Genomic DNA, 16,985 nt, shown 5'->3' with positions numbered 1-16,985 from the left:
GATAGCATGGAGACGAAATTGATAAAAGTAAATCCAGAAAATCCGGAACCTGAAAGCATAAATCTGGCAGCGCGGGTCATAAAAAACGGTGGCCTGGTGGCTTTCCCTACAGAAACCGTTTACGGCCTCGGGGCAAATGCGCTGGACGAAAAGGCGGCTTTTAAAATATACCAGGCCAAGAAAAGGCCCCAGGATAACCCTCTTATCGTCCACATACATTCTCCCGGGGAACTGGATAAACTCGCAAGCAATGTTCCCCGTACTGCCCGTATACTGATGGAAAAATTCTGGCCGGGCCCGCTCACCATCGTGCTTGAAAAGTCGGGGGCGGTTCCCTACGGCACCACCGGCGGGCTCGACACCGTCGCCGTAAGGATGCCCAGGCACCCCGTGGCCCTAGCCCTCATAAGGGAATCGGGAGTTCCCATAGCCGCACCTAGCGCCAATATTTCCGGCAGGCCCAGCCCCACCACTGCCGGGGACGTATACGAAGACCTGGCGGGCAGGGTGGATATAATTTTGGATGGAGGTCCCTGCGAGGTTGGTGTAGAATCCACCGTGCTGGACCTGACCGGAGAAGTGCCCGTAATCTTGAGACCGGGCGGAGTGACCCGGGAGGAGCTGGAGGCGGTTCTCGGAAGGGTGGAGCTGGACCCGGGCCTGGCCGAGGGACAAAAACCCAAATCCCCCGGACAGAAGTACAAGCACTATTCACCCAAGGCGCGGGTGCTGGTCGTGGAAGGGCCCATCGAAGCTCAGGTAAGGAAGATCACCGAACTTGCAAAAAAACTTACCGCCGAAGGGAAAAAGGTGGGGATAATGGCCACGGTTCAGACGCGGGGATATTATGAGACCGGGTGCGTGCTTTCCGTAGGAGATCGGGAGGCCCCTCTCACCATATCCTCAAACCTCTTTTCCGTTCTGCGGAAGTTCGATAAGCTGGGGGTCGAGGAAGTACTGGCCGAAGGTATCCCGGAAACAGGCTTGGGCCTGGCGGTGATGAATAGGCTAAGAAAAGCCGCAGGGTATAATATAATTAAACTGGAATGAAATTTTCGGGAGGTTTTCTCAATGAAAAGGGTAGTTTTTGTGTGTACGGGCAACACCTGCCGGAGCAGCATGGCCGAGGGTCTTTTCAGGAAGATGCTGCGTGAGCGCGGCAAAGATAAGGATATTAAGGTGGACTCCTGCGGTATAGCCGCTGTGGAAGGAATGCCCGCATCACCCCAGGCCCGAAAAGTGATGGAAGAGCAGGGCGTGGACCTTTCCTCCCACAGGGCGAAGATGCTCTCCGAAGCCCTTTTAAACGCCGACCTCATACTCACCATGACCAGGAGCCACAGGGATTATATTATAAATAAATTTCCGCATACTAAAGGTAGGGTTTTTGTGCTCTCGGAATTCGCCGAAGGACAGGTCGACGGTGACGCCGATATAGCCGACCCCTACGGTGGTGACGAGGAAACCTACCGCCGGGTGGCGGATATGATAAGGGAAAAGCTCGAGAAGGTTTTGGAAAGGCTGGAGAAAGAACTGGACAAGGCCTGATATTTTTAAATATAATTTAGTTGAACATATAAAATGGGAGGAAAAAACATGAAAATAGCTGTAGCCTGCGACCACGGCGGACTGAACCTAAAGGTCGAAGTTATAAAGCTGCTGGAACACAAGGGTATCGAATACGAGGATTTAGGCACTTTTTCCGACGAACCGGTAGATTACCCCGATATAGCCCTTTCGCTGGCCGAAGCGGTGGCCCGGGGGGAGTACGACAGGGGTATCGTTATATGCGGCACGGGAATAGGCGTCTCTATTGCGGCCAACAAAGTGAAGGGCATCCGCGCCGCCCTTTGCCACGATGTATATTCGGCCAGGATGTCGCGGCTTCACAACGACGCCAACGTGCTGGCGATGGGAGCTAGGGTAATAGGACCGGGCCTGGCTCGGACGATCGTTGAGGAATGGCTGGAAACCGGGTTTGAGGGAGGCCGACATAAGAGGCGGATCGATAAAATAAGCTCCTATGAAAACCGATAAAAGTGGGGTGTAACTTCATGGAGATTTTAAAACTAGTCGACCCAGAGATCGCCGAAGTTATTGAAAGCGAAATGAAGCGCCAGCAGAACAACCTGGAAATGATCGCATCCGAAAACTTTGCCAGTAAGGCGGTAATGGAAGCTCAAGGTTCGGTGCTCACAAATAAATACGCGGAGGGATATCCCGGCAATAGGTATTACGGCGGTTGCGAATTTGTGGACGTAGTTGAAAACCTGGCCAGGGAGAGGGCCAAGAAACTTTTCGGAGCAGAGCATGTCAACGTCCAGCCCCATTCCGGAACCCAGGCCAACACCGCCGTATATTTTTCTGCCCTGAACGTGGGCGATAAGGTAATGGGCATGAACCTGGCCCACGGAGGTCACCTGACTCACGGCAGTCGGGTAAACATATCCGGCAAATATTTCAACTTTATCCCTTACGGTGTTTCGAAGGAGACCGGATACATCGATTACGATGAAGTCGAGGCTCTGGCCGAGGAACACAGGCCCAGGATGATTGTAGCAGGAGCCAGTGCCTACCCCAGAATAATTGACTTTTCCAGGATGGCCGAGATAGCCAAAAAGGTAGGAGCATACCTCATGGTAGATATGGCCCATATAGCCGGCCTCGTAGCCGCAGGGCTTCACCCGAGCCCGGTGCCGGTATCCGACTTTGTTACAACCACCACCCACAAGACCCTCAGGGGGCCAAGAGGTGGCATGATCCTGTGCAAACAGGAATACGCCCGGTCTATTGATAAAGCCGTATTTCCCGGTATCCAGGGCGGACCGCTGATGCACGTCATCGCTGCTAAGGCGGTATGCTTCAAAGAAGCCGGTACGGAGGAATTCAGAAAATACCAGGAACAGGTAGTTAAAAACGCAAAGGTACTGGCTAAAGCTTTGATGGAGAGAGGCTATAACCTGGTAACCGGTGGTACGGACAACCATCTGATACTGGTAGATCTAAGAAATAAGAACCTGACGGGGGTCGCCGCCGAGAAGCTGCTGGATGAGGTGGGCATCACTGTAAACAAAAACGCAATACCCTACGACCCCGAAAAGCCCAATGTGACCAGCGGCATCCGCATCGGCACGCCGGCGCTCACGTCCAGAGGCATGAAGGAAGCCGAGATGGAGGAAATAGCCGAGCTCATAGATATCACACTGACCCACCGGGACGACGAAATAAAGAGAGCCAAAGTGGCCAAGGCGGTAAAGGCCCTTTGCCAGAGATTTCCGCTTTACGCAAATATGAGGTAGAAATGGGGGATAGAATGAAAAACGTTTACGTGATAGACCATCCGCTGGTGCAGCATAAACTCGCCCTTATAAGGGATGAAAATACGGGGGCTAAGGAATTTAGAGAACTGGTGGAAGAAGTGGCCATGCTGATGGCCTATGAGGTCACCAGGTTTTTACCCCTGGAAGAGGTGGAAATAAGAACGCCCATCGGCCCTTGCAAGGCCAAGATGATCGCCGGGAAAAAACTCGGAGTGGTGCCCATACTCAGGGCCGGCCTGGGGATGGTGAACGGCCTTTTGAAACTGATTCCCGCAGCAAAGGTGGGGCACATCGGGCTTTACAGGGATCCGGACACCCTGTCACCGGTGGAGTACTACTGCAAACTGCCCGCCGACGTGCAGGAGCGGGAACTCATAATACTGGACCCGATGCTCGCAACGGGGGGGTCCGCCACCATGGCCGTTGACCTGCTGAAAAGGAAGGGAGCAAACAGCATAAAATTAATGTGCCTAATCGCATCCCCTGAAGGGATAGAAGCCCTGCACAGCAAGCATCCCGACGTGGACATATACACTGCAGCCGTCGACGAGCGCCTGAACGACCACGGGTACATCGTGCCCGGCCTCGGAGATGCCGGCGACAGGCTCTTCGGCACTAAATGAGGGAGATTATGAGACCGTCCTGGGATGACTATTTTATGGAAATTGCCGGGGTGGTGGCCAAAAGGTCCACCTGCCTTCGCCGCAGTGTCGGGGCCGTGGTGGTGCTGGAAAAGCGCATACTGACCACAGGATACAACGGAGCACCGACGGGCCTTTCACACTGCGGGGACGTGGGGTGCCTCAGGGAAAAATTGAGGATTCCTCCGGGAGAGAGGCATGAGCTCTGCCGCGGCCTTCACGCCGAACAGAATGCCATAATCCAGGCGGCAATCTGGGGAACGAGCATAAAGGGAGCCACCATTTACGTGACCCACCAGCCCTGTGCCCTTTGCGCAAAAATGCTCATAAACGCCGGCATCAGGAGAATAGTATTTAAAGGAGAATATCCCGATAATCTGGCTCTAGAGCTGCTCTCCGAAGCTGGAGTGGAAATATGCCGGTATACGCAGAATTGACAAGTGAGCTCTTGTAGAATAAAATTAAAAAGACGAAAGTAAGAAAGCAAAGGGGCGATTAAAGTGCCATTATACATATACGCCTTTTTTATGGCGATGGCAGTTGCTTACCTTGCCACGCCGAAGGTAATGAAACTCGCGTGGAAGGTGGGAGCCGTCGACGTCCCAAAGGATGCCCGCCGGATTCATAAAAAGCCCATGCCGCGGCTCGGCGGGCTGGCCATCTTCATAGCCTTCACGGCAGTAGGCCTCATCACGCTGCCCCTCGAGTACAGCTCAATCCGCGGCATACTGGTGGGAGGAGCTTTCATAGCAGCGGTTGGCGTTCTGGACGATATTTACGGGCTCCCCGCGAAGGTAAAGCTTCTCTTTTAGACTGCTGCGGCCTTTATCCTGGTACTTTTCGGATTGAAGGTAGAGTGGGTCACAAACCCCCTCGGGGGCATGTTTTATCTGGGTAAGTGGAGCATACCCGTTACCCTCTTTTGGGTGGTAGGCATAACCAATACATTGAATTTCATCGACGGTCTCGACGGTTTGGCGGCTGGTATTGCAGCCATAGCGTCGGTGACCATGATGCTAGTGAATATAAGCCTCGGACAGGTTAACGCAACCCTGGTGACAGCCCTACTGGCCGGTGCTGCTCTGGGATTCCTGCCCTATAATTTCAACCCGGCCAAGATTTTCATGGGCGATACCGGAGCTATGTTCCTGGGTTTCGTTTTAGCCGCCGTCGCTGTTGACGGAGCCGTAAAGAGCGCCACAACCATCGCGTTAGTAGTCCCTATCTTGGCCCTGGGGCTGCCCATTTTCGATACAGCCTTTGCAATAGTGAGGAGGTTCCTCAAAGGAAAGCCCATAATGCAGGCCGACAGGGGCCACATCCACCACAGGCTCTTAGATGTAGGCTTTTCCCAGAGGCAGGCGGTAGTTTACATGTATTTAATGAGCCTTGCTCTCGGGCTTTGCGCGGTGATCCTCATATGGGTCGGGGTAAAACAGGCTTTGCTGACGCTTTTTGCCTTACTTCCGGCCTTTGTGATGGTAGGTCGCCAGATGGCGGCTTCCCAGAATAAAAAATCCCAGCAGCTATAGAACACTGAATAAAGGGGTATGGACCTTTGAAGAAGATAAAGGCTTTAACCGTCTTCGGCACCAGACCCGAGGCTGTTAAAATGGCCCCTCTGGTGCAGGAGCTCAAGAAAACCAATTTAATAGACTGCGAAGTGGCAGTGACAGCTCAACACCGCCAGATGCTCGACCAGGTGTTGAGCCTTTTTGATGTAGTACCCGATTACGACCTGGATATAATGGAAGACAGGCAGACCCTGTTTGACATTACCCAAAGGGCGCTCATCGGGTTAAAGGAAGTGCTGGAAAAATCGAAGCCCGACCTGGTTCTGGTCCACGGGGATACGACCACCACCTTTGTAGGAGCTCTCGCCTCTTTTTACATGCACATAAAGGTGGGACACGTGGAAGCCGGGTTGAGGACCCACAATAAGTGGCTGCCCTTCCCGGAAGAGATGAACCGCAAGCTCACCGGAGCCCTTTCCGACCTTCACTTTGCACCCACGATGACCGCCAGGGAAAACCTGATAAGGGAAGGCGTCGATCCCAAATCCATTTTCGTGACCGGGAATACGGTAATAGACGCCCTGAAGACCACCGTCAAAAAGGACTACGTTTTCAACGAGCCCGTCCTGAACACCCTTGATTTTAAGAAAAACCGGGTCATCCTTGTTACCGCCCACAGGAGGGAGAACCTGGGACAGCCCCTAAAAGATATATGCTGCGGCCTTCTGGATGTGGTTAACCGGAATCCGGATGTGGTACTGGTATATCCGGTCCACCTGAATCCTGCAGTCTGGGATACAGCTCATGAGATCCTGGGAAATCACGAGCGCATAATACTTCTGTCACCCCTGGACACCGACGAGCTACATAACCTGATGGCCAGGTGCTACATGGTCTTGACCGACTCCGGCGGCCTGCAGGAAGAGGCGCCTTCGTTAGGCAAGCCTGTGTTGGTGTTGAGAAACGAGACCGAGCGGCCCGAGGCGGTGAAGGCGGGCACCGTGAAGGTCATAGGCACAGCGAGGGAGAACGTCCTAAGGGAAGCAGAGGTACTCCTGAGCGATGAAGACGAATACGCCCGCATGGCAAATGCGGTGAACCCCTACGGAGACGGATTCGCCTCCAGGCGGATAGTGGAGAGTATCCTGTACTACTTTGGACTTTCGGACAAAAGGCCCGAGGAGTTCAGGCCTGAAATGTGATATAGGACCTAAAGTTTATCACGGAAAATAACTATTGACCATCCTCATTTGATGGTCTCAGACTGTCGACAAAGTAGCTGTCGGCAGTTTTTTCTTCGATGATCCTCAAGATCAAGTGGGATCCATTATCTTTGTTTTTACTTTCTTTGCATTTTCAACCTCTTATATGATAGACCAATACCTATAAGCAAAGATGGAATGAAATTCGCAAAGAAAGTTAATGACCGAAAAGGTATACCTAAAAGAAAACAACTCATGAGAATTGGCATGTAGTAAAGATAGAATGGTATCCAGTATTCGTCTATAAATTCCTCAGGTAGTATATTTACTTTTTCGCGGGTTATAGAAAAGGTGTATAACCATAATCCAAGTCCAATAACCGCAATAAGACTCCCTGCAAGAAAGTGGTATTTTTTATCCATTTTAGTATCTAAAAGCGTACCTACATATACATAGGAGAGCATCAGCACTATTGCTAAAGGTACTCTAATTGCTATATGAATTATATATTTCCAAATTATCTGTCCAGTTACAAAAAAAATTATCAGAAGAAGGATGAAAGAGGCCACTACAAGAATAAAATGTGCTATCAGTGCTTTAATATTATTTTCCACTTTCAATCCACTCCATTTCTTAATATTCTAAAAAAAGTAGATTCTCTATCATTATACATTAAAACTCTATTCACAAAATACATTTTTCGCTTCCAACAAAAACCGTTTTTAGGTAGTGCGTCCTAAAAGCGGTTTTGTCTACAAGCTGAGACCATCCTCATTTGATGGTCTTTTTTTCTGTTTATTGCATAATTAAAATGGACAGAGTTGCAAAATAAAATCCCCACTTTTGCAACTCAAAAATCCCCAAATTTGCAAAGGTCATTGCAGGCACCCCTAAAAACCTTTACCCTTGTAGTTAGGGAAATCTTAACTGCAAGGGAGGATTGGAGGATGCTCACAATGACCCATATTGATAATATCAGAAAAGCGTTCTTTATGAAAGGGCAAAATATCAGCGAGATAGCCCGGGAATTCCAAAAAGACCGAAAAACTATACGCAAGTATATTTATCAAGAAGACTGGAACACCAGGGTTAAAGTTGAAGAAGTTAAACATACCTTCCCAAAACTCGACCCTTTCAAGGCGGATATAGATCAGTGGCTTGAAGAAGATAAAAAAGCTCGCAAAAAGCAGAGGCATACCGCCAAAAGGATTTATGACAGGCTCTGTGAAAAATACCAAGATAAGTTTAACTGTTCTTACCGCACCGTAGCAGGCTACGTAGCCATGAGAAAAAAAGAATTGTACCAGGACAACTCATGTCGTCTGCCGCTGGAACATATCCCGGGTGAAGCGCAGGTGGATTTCGGTGAGGCAGACTTTTACGAAAACGGGACGCTGCATCACGGATTTTATCTGAACCTGTCGTTTCCCTACAGTAACGTAGGATATACCCAGCTTTTCAAGGGAGAAAACCAGGAATGCCTGTTTCAGGGACTTAAGGACATATTTGAACACTTGGGGGGAGTACCCCGTAAGCTATGGTTTGATAACGCCAGCACTATCGTGAAACTCTCGAAAAATGGAGAGCGCAAACTAACCGACGCCTTCCTGAGGTTCAAGCAGCACTATGGTTTTGAAGCGGTATTCTGTAACCCTGCTTCCGGCCATGAAAAGGGTAATGTGGAAAACAAGGTGGGATACCACCGGCGCAACTTCCTTGTCCCGGTCCCCAGGTTTGAAAAGCTGGAGGATTTTAACCGCGAACTTTTACGATTGTGCGACCGGGACATGCACCGCGAACACTACCGGAAGGAGGCATCCATAGCCGAACTTTTTAATGAAGACCGTAAGGCTCTGCTTGAGCTGCCTACCGTTCCTTACGAGGTAGCCGGTTACATAACAGTCAAAACCAACGCCTACGCCAAATTCAGCTTGAACGGTGGAAAGCACCTATACTCTACCGCCCCCAAATACGCCAACAGCCGGGTGCTTGTAAAGATAACAGCCCATGAGGTCATACCGCTGGATGAGAGCCACCGGGAAATCGTGCGCCACCGGCGGCTTTACGGGGACAACAAGCAAGAAAGCATGGACTGGCTGCCATATCTTACCCAGCTTTCCCGCTGTCCGGGAGCCCTTAAGTATTCGGGAATATACAGCATGCTGCCGGACCCACTCCGGGAATACCTCGACGGCTTAAGCAAAAGTGAGCGCGGCAAAGCGCTCAAGGCTTTGGCTGTGCTTTGTACCAAAAGCAGTTTTGAACAGGCTGTGAACGCTGTAGCCGAGGCTCTCCTTTACGGAGTGCAGGATTTAGACAGCCTCGTAGCCATCCATAACAGGATAACGGGTATAACCCCGCAGTTGGAGCCGGTAAAGATTCCGGAAGGGGTTCCTGAACTCACTGCATTCCGCTTCAATGCAGAAGACTATGACAAAGCCTTTCTGAAAGGCGGTGCCAATTTATGCTGAAGGACGAAATCGCCGCCTGCTGTAAAGCATTAAAACTCAGCCGCAATCTAGTGGAAAACTGCGACAAGATCGAGGCTCAAAGCCATGAAGAATACCTGCTGAAGCTGCTAAGATTAGAACTGGAGCACAGAGACGCAAGCCGAAAGGACAGGCTTTTGAAAAATGCGGGCTTTTACACGATAAAGACCTTTGCCGGCTACATATTCGATGAAATCAAACTCCCGCAGGGGCTTACACCGCAGGACCTAAAAGATTGCAAATTTCTCGAAGAAAAGAAAAACCTGATCCTTTACGGCAACGTGGGAACCGGCAAAACCCATCTTGCCACCGCCATCGGTGTGGAGGCCTGTAAAAAAGGCTACAACGTAAAGTTTTTCCGCACTGCAGCGCTGGTAAACCGGCTGGTGGAAGCCCGGAAGGGAGGTGAACTTTCCGGGTTACTGAAACAGCTTTCCAAACCAGATCTTCTGATCTGCGACGAATGGGGCTATGTTCCTTTGGACCGCGAAGGAGCGCAGCTACTTTTTCAGGTGATTTCGGACTGCTATGAACGTCGCAGTGTAGTAATTACCACTAACCTGGAATTCAGCCGCTGGGCGAGCATTTTCTACGATGAGCAGATGACAGCAGCAATGATTGACCGGCTAATACACCACAGTTACCTATTGATCTTTGATGGTCAAAGCTACCGGATGAGGCAATCACTCATGAGGCAATTAAGTTAACATAAAAATTCCCCACCGGTGCCTGGGGAAAAACCTTTGCAAAAATGGGGAATTTCCTCTTGCAAAAAACATTTTTTCTTTAAATGAACTATATGGTCTTTCTTTTTATGAAGGAAAAAGAGGAAGCCATATCGAAGATAAGAGAAGAATGTTTGATAAAGGGATGGTATTAGGCGAAAAATATAAGATTTAAACCGAGTTAAACGGCATCATTGTTCATAGCGCGAAGAGATTTGCAGGAAAAATGGTAGAGAAGTTGTGGATACTAGAGGGATGAGGGTGGCTCAACCTCTTTTTTTTTATAACTTCCTTTTTACACAATCATGTGGGGAATTGATAAATAGAATTTTATGATAAATAGGAATTGACAAATAGAAACTAGAGGTATATTTTAATATTAGTTGGAGGTATATTTTTATAAATCAAAATAATTGCGCAGATATACGCTAAAGAATATTCTTGTCGTTGTTGGTATTGGTGCACTTATTCTTGTTTTAGCGTATTTTACCCACGGAAAGTTCCTCAGCGAGAAAGTGTTCGAACTTGACGATGCAAGAGTGGTTCCATCCGTCGAAATAGAAGACGGTGTTGACTACGTTCCCACAGATGCAAAATATTTAGCAAGTCAGCACTTCTCAGCCATCGCCGGTACAGGTCCGGTAACAGGTCCGGTCATCGCAGGTATGACCTATGGTTGGTTCCCAACCTTACTTTGGATTCTTTTTGGTACTATTTTTATCGGCTGTGTGCATGACATGGGCGCTTTGGTCGCTTCGATTCGTCATAAAGCGGCAGGTATCGCAGATACTATGAGAAATTATGTATCTAAGCGAGTCTGGATTCTTTTCAACCTTTTCATTTTCTTTACACTGGTAATGATTATTGTCGCTTTCACGGATATTACAACTTCGTCCTTCGTCAACACAATCGAATTGGCTGACGGTAAAGTCGTCGGTGGAGGCGCAATCACTACTTCTTCTATTCTGTATTTGATCCTACCTGTGATCATGGGCTTATTGCTGAAATACACGAAAAATAGTTACTGTCGAACTAGGGTATGGACATCTTCGCTTTGCGAGGATGAACGGCTATCTTCTGGACTCAATTAAATCACAGGCTATCGACGTAGATAATGACTCAATAATCGATGGTTGGTTTTATTGGTGGGATGCCAGTGGATATGAGCAAGGTAATTTTAGTTATGAAAACACCTCATCAAATTATCCATGGAATAAAATGACCGATTCAATATATATAAAATAACAATCAAGATAGGAGTGAAGAAAAAAATGAGAGTCAACACAAATTATTATCAAACGACGCCATATGTCAGAGCAAATATGAAATCTAATGTACGGAATAATCCGAAAACATATTCCTTGACGCAGGAAAATGTAAAGACGGAGTATAAAACGGAGTATTCTTCAAATATTTGGGAAGAACTTGCTAAAGAATATGACATTAGAAATGCTTCTTTCGAGGAACTTCATGATATAGCCTTTAAGCTATATGATACAGGAGAAATTTCATTTTTTGATTTGGGGGTATTAATTTTTGATCCGAGTAAATCCCCACAAAAAGTAAGACCCAATATATTCTTAACAAAAGCCAACCCAGACGGTAAGAGGGATTGGATAGCAGAATACGAAGCGAGGGCGAACATGGATTTGAAGATAGGAAATATGCTTGGTTATAAAAGTAATCGCCGCATACTTGATATTTTGAGACGCCTTCAGTAAGAAGTAAATCGGCAAGATACCATAACATTAATGCTGGTGGTATACTCACAAGCTGTGGCACATCTACTAGAGCTGGATTATTTTATAGGGAGCTATGGACTATATAGAAAATTATATTAACGGGTATATTCATTAACAAATAATTGTCACAAGGGGCTTGAAATTATATAGGCAAGTCCCATGTGACATAATTTTATACATCGAAATTAAAAATCCAGTTTTATAGGGAGATGTTTTGTTTTATTGATGGTGTCAATAGCGGATTTAAATTGACCGACCCAGGCTTTTTTTAAAATTGAGTATTATTATGTGGGTTACCATACAATCCGGTATTTAATCTGAATCTATACGAGAAATAGGCGTAAAAGAGTAAGTTACTTCTAAGACCTCATGCTTTTGGCCACCCTAATTATATCCTCTCCGTTTCCATATAAAAGCTGCCTTAATACGCCATACACCCCATGAAAAATACAGCAGGACAAAAGCTGCATTGACCATTCTTTTCGCGATGGTAGTTTTTTTATTCTTTTTGGTCTCGGGTTCTTTTTCTATACCGAGCCAGGTTTCATCTTCGATATGTTTCGGAACGGGGACGTCTTCAGCGCATTCCTTTATTTTTTTGGACAGGTAAAGGTCGAAAGCATCCTTATCTTTCTTCATCGTATCCTACCCCTTCATTCTGCTCTTCCATAATATTACTTAAAAACAGACTGGCGCGGTAAAGCCTGCTTTTGACGGTTCCCACGGGCACCCCGAGATACTTCGATATTTCACCTTCGGAAAGGTCGTTGTAGTACTTCAACACCACGATCTGCCTGTAAATTGGGTTCAACTGCTTTAAAGCTTTATCCATATCTATTTTATTTTCAGCATCCATAATCGAATCGAGCGAAACTTCCAGGGCGGTATCATGGAAACTATCTTATCCATAAAGTCCTCATCCGTGAGCACATACTTTGCTTTCTTCCGTATAAGGCCTATGGCTTTTTTGGTTGTGATAGCGCTGACCAGCGCGGGGAACCGGGAAAGGTCTACTGGTTTTTTTCAAAATTTTGTAGGCAGCCCAAAAAGCCTTCTGAACGGAATCCTGGGTAATGTTCTCGTCCTGGGCGACTAGGAAAGCCGTCTTGTAAACTACATACGGTAGAGAATCTCTAAAAGATAAAATCTTCCATTCGATTGCACCTATTAAAAAAATTTTAATTTAACGGGAACTTTTTGTAAGCATAAAACGACGAATGGAAGGATTTCCCCGGCGGTGGATTGACTTTAGCGCCTTTTTCTTCAAAGGCCGTAGCTGTTTTAATGGAATCAAAAAATCCCGGCACAATACGCCCTTAAGCCTAAGATAATATACTCGATCAATGATAAAATCTTTGAGATGCCCGGGGATAAGTATCTCGTCACAATTTCAATGTCAAAAGAAGATATTGTGAAAAAATTAAGGAGATGAATGTTTACTGCATGACAAAAATGATTTGGCGGGAATTAATTTCCCCTTGACAACTTTCTCCGAGGATGGTAATATACAAAGGAAGTGAAAGTGAATATAGTCAGCCTTTAAACTGGTCCTGTGAGGCTAGTAAGGCGAAGGGGTTTGACATAAATATGAAGGAAAGCCTTTCTCCGCCTGACGGGGAAGGGCTTTTTTGATAAAGAAAAAAGCCTCTGCTGTCTATGTCTCACAGCAGGGGCTTAATTTTTGAAAGGAGGAAAATTATGAGAGAACTTACTGCAGGCGCAAGAGAACTGTCGGGTCCGATTAGAGAGGGAGACAGGATTTCACTCATTCAGCTTTTCATCCTGGGACTCCAGCATACTTTTACCATGTTCGGGGCCACGGTGCTGGTGCCGCTGCTTACCGGGCTTGACGTGGGAGTGGCCCTTTTCACGGCGGGGGTGGGCACCCTGTGGTTCCACCTGGTCACGAAAAGAAAGGTTCCGGTTTTCCTTGGTTCTTCCTTCGCGTTCATCGCGCCGGTAGCACTGGTGGTAAAACAGTGGGGGGTTCCGGCGGCCCAGGGCGGCATCATTGTGGCCGGTTTGCTTTACGTGTTGATGGCGGCGCTGGTTTACTTTCTGGGGCGCGAATTTATGGAAAACCTTCTCCCGCCGGTGGTGACCGGCCCGATAATAATGGTCATAGGCCTCAACCTTGCGCCGGTGGCAATTAAAAGCGCCTCTCAGAACTGGACGGTAGCCTTGATAGTGCTTCTTGCGGTAATGATGGTCAGCATGTACGGCAGGGGATTTTTTAAACTGGTACCGGTGCTCGTGGGATTAATTGCAGGTTATGCGGTGTGTTTGATTATGGGCATCGTGGACCTGAAACCCGTACAGGAGGCGGCGCTGTTTGCCATGCCGGCCTTTACAAAACCCGAATTCAACCTAGCGGCGATCGGTCTTATTGCGCCGGTGGCGGTGGCCACTATGGTGGAACACGTGGGCGACGTGCTCGCCGTGGGAGCAACGGTGGAGAAGGACTTCGTAAAAGACCCCGGGCTCCACAGGACGCTCATTGGCGACGGCATAGCCACATCTTTGGCGGGATTATTCGGCGGGCCGGCAAACACCACATATTCCGAAAACACCGGTGTTCTGGCGCTGACCGGGGTATGGAAACCTGAAGTGATGAGGGTTGCGGCGGTGATGGCCATACTACTTTCCTGCTTCCAGAAGCTCACCGCTCTCATAAGGACCGTGCCGGAGCCGGTTATAGGCGGTATCTCCATAATCCTGTTCGGCATGATAGCCAGCATCGGCGTTAGGACCGTTGTCGAGAACGCTGTGGATTTCAAAAAGACAAGGAACCTCATAATATCCAGCGTAATTCTGGTTGTGGGTATAGGCGGCGCCGTAATAAACCTCTGGGGCGGGATTCAGATAGGAGGCATGGGTCTGGCCGCCATACTTGGTGTAATCTTGAACCAGGTACTGCCGGAGGAGTAAGATTTATAGAGGCGGGGATTATTCCCCGCTTCAGACTGTCGACAAAGTAACTGTCGACAGTCTTTTTTTGCAAAAGCTAGTACAAAAATCATCAGCTTTTTAGTAAAATTAAAGAAGATACAAAAATATTGTGGGGCGATGAAATGTTAACGAAGAAAAATCGAGAAATAATAGAGCAGGTAGAATTAGTAAGCATCGATAGCTTAGTACCTCAAGACCATCTCCTTAGGGCAGTAGAAGAAAGCATCGACTTTAATTTCATTTATGATGAAGTAAAAGACCTATATAGCGAAAATACAGGAAGACCTAGTATTGACCCGGTAGTGTTAATTAAGCTACTCATGCTCCAAGCATTGTATGGAATCCGCTCCATGCGCCAAACCATCAGAGAAGTAGAAGTCAATGTAGCTTACCGTTGGTTTTTAGGCTATGGATTACAAGAAAAAATACCTCACTTTTCAACTTTTGGAAAAAACTATGAACGGCGGTTTAAGGAAAGTGATCTATTTGAAAAGATATTCGAGCGGGTGTTGATGGAAGCAATAGAATGCGGGTTTGTTAAAACAGATGCAGTATTTATCGATGCTACTCACATAAAAGCCAGTGCCAATAAGAATAAATATATCGAGAAAGTCGCTAAGCAACGGACTCAAAAATATAAGGAAGAACTTTTAAAAGAAATCAACGCCGAACGGGAAGCAAACGGTAAAAAGCCCTTTGAAGAAGAAGATGATGATGACGATAACAACAAAGGAGAAAATAGCTCTAAAAAAGTCAGGGTAAGCACCACAGATCCTGAAAGTGGGATGTTTCAAAAAGGGGAAAAAGAGCGCTGCTTTGCCTACACAGCTTCTGTAGCCTGTGACCGGAACAACTTTGTCCTTGGTGTCAAAATAGCACCTGGAAATGTTCATGACAGCCAGGTATTCTCCGATTTATTTCAAGAAGTAAACGATAAATTTTCTAAAATAGAGGCGGTAGTGGTTGATGCAGGCTACAAAACCCCCGGGATATGCAGAGAAATCATTGAGGCAGGAGCGCTTCCCGTTATGCCCTACAAGAGGCCGATGACCAAAGATGGCTACTTTAAAAAACGCGAATACGTCTATGACGAATATTATGATTGTTACATATGCCCCAACAACCAAATATTAGAATACAGCACCACCAACCGGGCGGGATACCGGGAATATAGGAGCAACCCCCAAATATGCTGTAAATGTCCCATGCGCCTACAGTGCACCAAAAGTAAAAATTACACAAAAATCATAACTCGGCATATATGGGAGCATTACATAGAAATAGCGGAAGATATAAGACACACCCAATGGGGTAAAGAACTATACAAAATGCGCGGCCAGACCATCGAGCGGGTATTTGCCGATGCGAAGGAAAAGCATGGCATGCGCTATACAAATCTACGAGGCTTGAGGAAAGTTGGACATTACCTCACGCTTCTTTTCGCATGCATGAATTTAAAAAAGCTGGCTTTATGGAAGAAAAGACGGGGAACGTTTCCGCCAACAGTCCCCGCTTTACATTCGTTTTTCTTAAAAATTTTCTTCGCCTTCAACAAAAAGCCGCTTTTAGGTTATGCATCCTAAAAGCGGCTTTGTCTACAAGCTGAGGCGGGGATTATTCCCCGCTTTTTTTATTTGCCTTTACCCTATAACTTTGTGCTATAATGAAAATGGTTCATTATGGTATCTGGAGGTCGCCATGTCGCATCCTTCTATAAACGAAAGGGTCATGATGATAAAGAGTAACAAGGATGAAGTAAACCGGTTAATTGAGGAGTACAGGCCTTTCATTGCTTCGGTTGTAGAAAAGTACCTGGGCCGCCGGGTTGAATACGGAATAGACGACGAGCTGAGCGTAGCCATGATCGCCTTCGACGAAGCCGTTCAGAGATACGACATAAAAAAAGGTAATTTTCTCGCCTTTGCCAGAAACGTGATAAGAAGCCGGCTTGTCGATTACTACCGGCGGGAACGGAAAAACAGGGAAACGGTAATGTACATCGTACAGAATCAGGAGGATGAGGAATACGAGCTGGACATCAGCATTGAGGAATCTATAAAAAAACACAGGGAAGAAGAGATAAGCGAACAAAGAAGGCTGGAAATCCTCGAAATAAAGAAGGAACTGGAAAAATGGGGGCTAACCTTTTCCGATGTGGCCAAAAGTTCCCCCAAACAGGAAGGCACCCGCCGGATTTATCTTCAGGTAATCGACTTCATAATGTCGTCACCGGAAATACTGGATACGATAAAACAGAAAAAATACCTGCCGGTAGATAAAATTGTAAAAGCGACTAAAATACCCCGAAAGAAGATCGAGCGAGGGCGAAATTATATAATAGCAGCGGTGATTATTTTATCGGGGGATTACAGATACATAAAAGAGTACATCAAGTGGGGGTAA

Annotated in this window: 19 protein-coding genes and 1 pseudogene; 17 read left to right on the top strand and 3 right to left on the bottom strand. The window is 47.1% G+C overall.

The features are described 5' to 3' along the window. The first annotated feature begins 6 nt into the window (after window positions 1-6). The 8 genes and pseudogenes from TOCE_RS10390 to wecB all read left to right on the top strand — a co-directional run bounded on the left by TOCE_RS10390 (window position 7) and on the right by wecB (window position 6,677). On the top strand, window positions 7-1,050 hold the full coding sequence (locus TOCE_RS10390; protein WP_041423943.1) for an L-threonylcarbamoyladenylate synthase: 1,044 nt from the start codon (window positions 7-9) through the stop codon (window positions 1,048-1,050). A 21-nt stretch (window positions 1,051-1,071) separates the two neighbouring features. Further along, window positions 1,072-1,548, top strand: a complete 477-nt coding sequence (locus TOCE_RS10385; protein ID WP_013276793.1) for a low molecular weight protein arginine phosphatase — start codon at window positions 1,072-1,074, stop codon at window positions 1,546-1,548. Window positions 1,549-1,596: 48 nt separating this feature from the next. Beyond that, on the top strand, window positions 1,597-2,037 hold the full coding sequence (rpiB, locus tag TOCE_RS10380) for a ribose 5-phosphate isomerase B (RefSeq protein ID WP_013276792.1): 441 nt from the start codon (window positions 1,597-1,599) through the stop codon (window positions 2,035-2,037). Between the two features lie 17 nt (window positions 2,038-2,054). Continuing rightward, the gene (locus TOCE_RS10375; RefSeq protein ID WP_013276791.1) at window positions 2,055-3,299 is read left to right on the top strand and encodes a serine hydroxymethyltransferase; all 1,245 of its coding nucleotides are present in this window, start codon (window positions 2,055-2,057) and stop codon (window positions 3,297-3,299) included. Between the two features lie 2 nt (window positions 3,300-3,301). Beyond that, a complete protein-coding gene (upp, locus tag TOCE_RS10370) occupies window positions 3,302-3,943 on the top strand; it encodes a uracil phosphoribosyltransferase (RefSeq protein WP_041423942.1) in 642 nt (213 codons plus the stop codon). A gap of 8 nt (window positions 3,944-3,951) precedes the next feature. Further along, window positions 3,952-4,398: a deoxycytidylate deaminase gene (locus TOCE_RS10365; protein ID WP_041423941.1), complete on the top strand. Its 447-nt coding sequence runs from the start codon at window positions 3,952-3,954 to the stop codon at window positions 4,396-4,398. 63 nt (window positions 4,399-4,461) lie between these two features. Beyond that, a pseudogene (locus tag TOCE_RS10360) lies at window positions 4,462-5,493 on the top strand (glycosyltransferase family 4 protein). A 26-nt stretch (window positions 5,494-5,519) separates the two neighbouring features. Next, entirely contained in the window at window positions 5,520-6,677 is a 1,158-nt protein-coding gene (wecB, locus tag TOCE_RS10355; protein ID WP_013276788.1) for a non-hydrolyzing UDP-N-acetylglucosamine 2-epimerase, read from the top strand. Window positions 6,678-6,814: 137 nt separating this feature from the next. On the opposite strand, the gene TOCE_RS10350 is transcribed toward wecB, so the two are convergent. Beyond that, on the bottom strand, window positions 6,815-7,291 hold the full coding sequence (locus TOCE_RS10350) for a hypothetical protein (RefSeq protein ID WP_013276787.1): 477 nt from the start codon (window positions 7,289-7,291) through the stop codon (window positions 6,815-6,817). A gap of 342 nt (window positions 7,292-7,633) precedes the next feature. Here TOCE_RS10350 and istA point away from each other — a divergent pair, with 342 nt between their 5' ends. The 5 genes from istA (at window position 7,634) to TOCE_RS10330 (ending at window position 11,612) form a co-directional block, all read left to right on the top strand. After that, on the top strand, window positions 7,634-9,148 hold the full coding sequence (gene istA, locus TOCE_RS10345; protein ID WP_083768520.1) for an IS21 family transposase: 1,515 nt from the start codon (window positions 7,634-7,636) through the stop codon (window positions 9,146-9,148). Continuing rightward, the gene (gene istB, locus TOCE_RS10340) at window positions 9,142-9,873 is read left to right on the top strand and encodes an IS21-like element helper ATPase IstB (RefSeq protein WP_013275115.1); all 732 of its coding nucleotides are present in this window, start codon (window positions 9,142-9,144) and stop codon (window positions 9,871-9,873) included. Before istA ends, istB begins: the two co-directional genes overlap by 7 nt. Before the next feature lie 431 nt (window positions 9,874-10,304). Then, window positions 10,305-10,982, top strand: a complete 678-nt coding sequence (locus tag TOCE_RS10335) for a carbon starvation CstA family protein (RefSeq protein ID WP_013276786.1) — start codon at window positions 10,305-10,307, stop codon at window positions 10,980-10,982. Then, window positions 10,954-11,136, top strand: a complete 183-nt coding sequence (locus tag TOCE_RS12980) for a DUF4879 domain-containing protein (RefSeq protein ID WP_223156874.1) — start codon at window positions 10,954-10,956, stop codon at window positions 11,134-11,136. Before TOCE_RS10335 ends, TOCE_RS12980 begins: the two co-directional genes overlap by 29 nt. 26 nt (window positions 11,137-11,162) lie before the next feature. Then, window positions 11,163-11,612 carry a hypothetical protein gene (locus TOCE_RS10330; protein ID WP_013276785.1) on the top strand — a complete coding sequence of 150 codons (450 nt, stop codon included), beginning with the start codon at window positions 11,163-11,165 and terminating at the stop codon, window positions 11,610-11,612. Between the two features lie 405 nt (window positions 11,613-12,017). Here the strand turns inward: TOCE_RS10330 and TOCE_RS10325 are convergent, their stop codons facing one another. Then, entirely contained in the window at window positions 12,018-12,272 is a 255-nt protein-coding gene (locus tag TOCE_RS10325; RefSeq protein WP_013276784.1) for a hypothetical protein, read from the bottom strand. Beyond that, a complete protein-coding gene (locus TOCE_RS10320) occupies window positions 12,259-12,489 on the bottom strand; it encodes an RNA polymerase sigma factor (RefSeq protein ID WP_049817923.1) in 231 nt (76 codons plus the stop codon). Before TOCE_RS10320 ends, TOCE_RS10325 begins: the two co-directional genes overlap by 14 nt. 33 nt (window positions 12,490-12,522) lie before the next feature. Between TOCE_RS10320 and TOCE_RS10315 the strand changes: the two genes are divergently transcribed. From TOCE_RS10315 to sigI, 4 genes are all read left to right on the top strand, one after another. After that, window positions 12,523-12,729 (top strand): hypothetical protein, encoded by a 207-nt coding sequence (locus TOCE_RS10315; RefSeq protein WP_041423940.1) that lies wholly within the window; start codon window positions 12,523-12,525, stop codon window positions 12,727-12,729. A gap of 602 nt (window positions 12,730-13,331) precedes the next feature. Then, window positions 13,332-14,561 carry a uracil-xanthine permease family protein gene (locus TOCE_RS10310; RefSeq protein ID WP_013276783.1) on the top strand — a complete coding sequence of 410 codons (1,230 nt, stop codon included), beginning with the start codon at window positions 13,332-13,334 and terminating at the stop codon, window positions 14,559-14,561. Between the two features lie 143 nt (window positions 14,562-14,704). Then, window positions 14,705-16,165, top strand: a complete 1,461-nt coding sequence (locus TOCE_RS10305; protein ID WP_425358462.1) for an IS1182 family transposase — start codon at window positions 14,705-14,707, stop codon at window positions 16,163-16,165. A 115-nt stretch (window positions 16,166-16,280) separates the two neighbouring features. After that, window positions 16,281-16,985 carry an RNA polymerase sigma factor SigI gene (sigI, locus tag TOCE_RS10300; RefSeq protein ID WP_013276782.1) on the top strand — a complete coding sequence of 235 codons (705 nt, stop codon included), beginning with the start codon at window positions 16,281-16,283 and terminating at the stop codon, window positions 16,983-16,985.

The organism is Thermosediminibacter oceani DSM 16646, from assembly GCF_000144645.1.
GTDB classification, from domain to species: Bacteria; Bacillota; Thermosediminibacteria; order Thermosediminibacterales; family Thermosediminibacteraceae; genus Thermosediminibacter; species Thermosediminibacter oceani.
The sequence above is the reverse complement of the archived record's forward strand: the minus strand, read 5'-3'. Positions and strand labels throughout refer to the sequence as shown.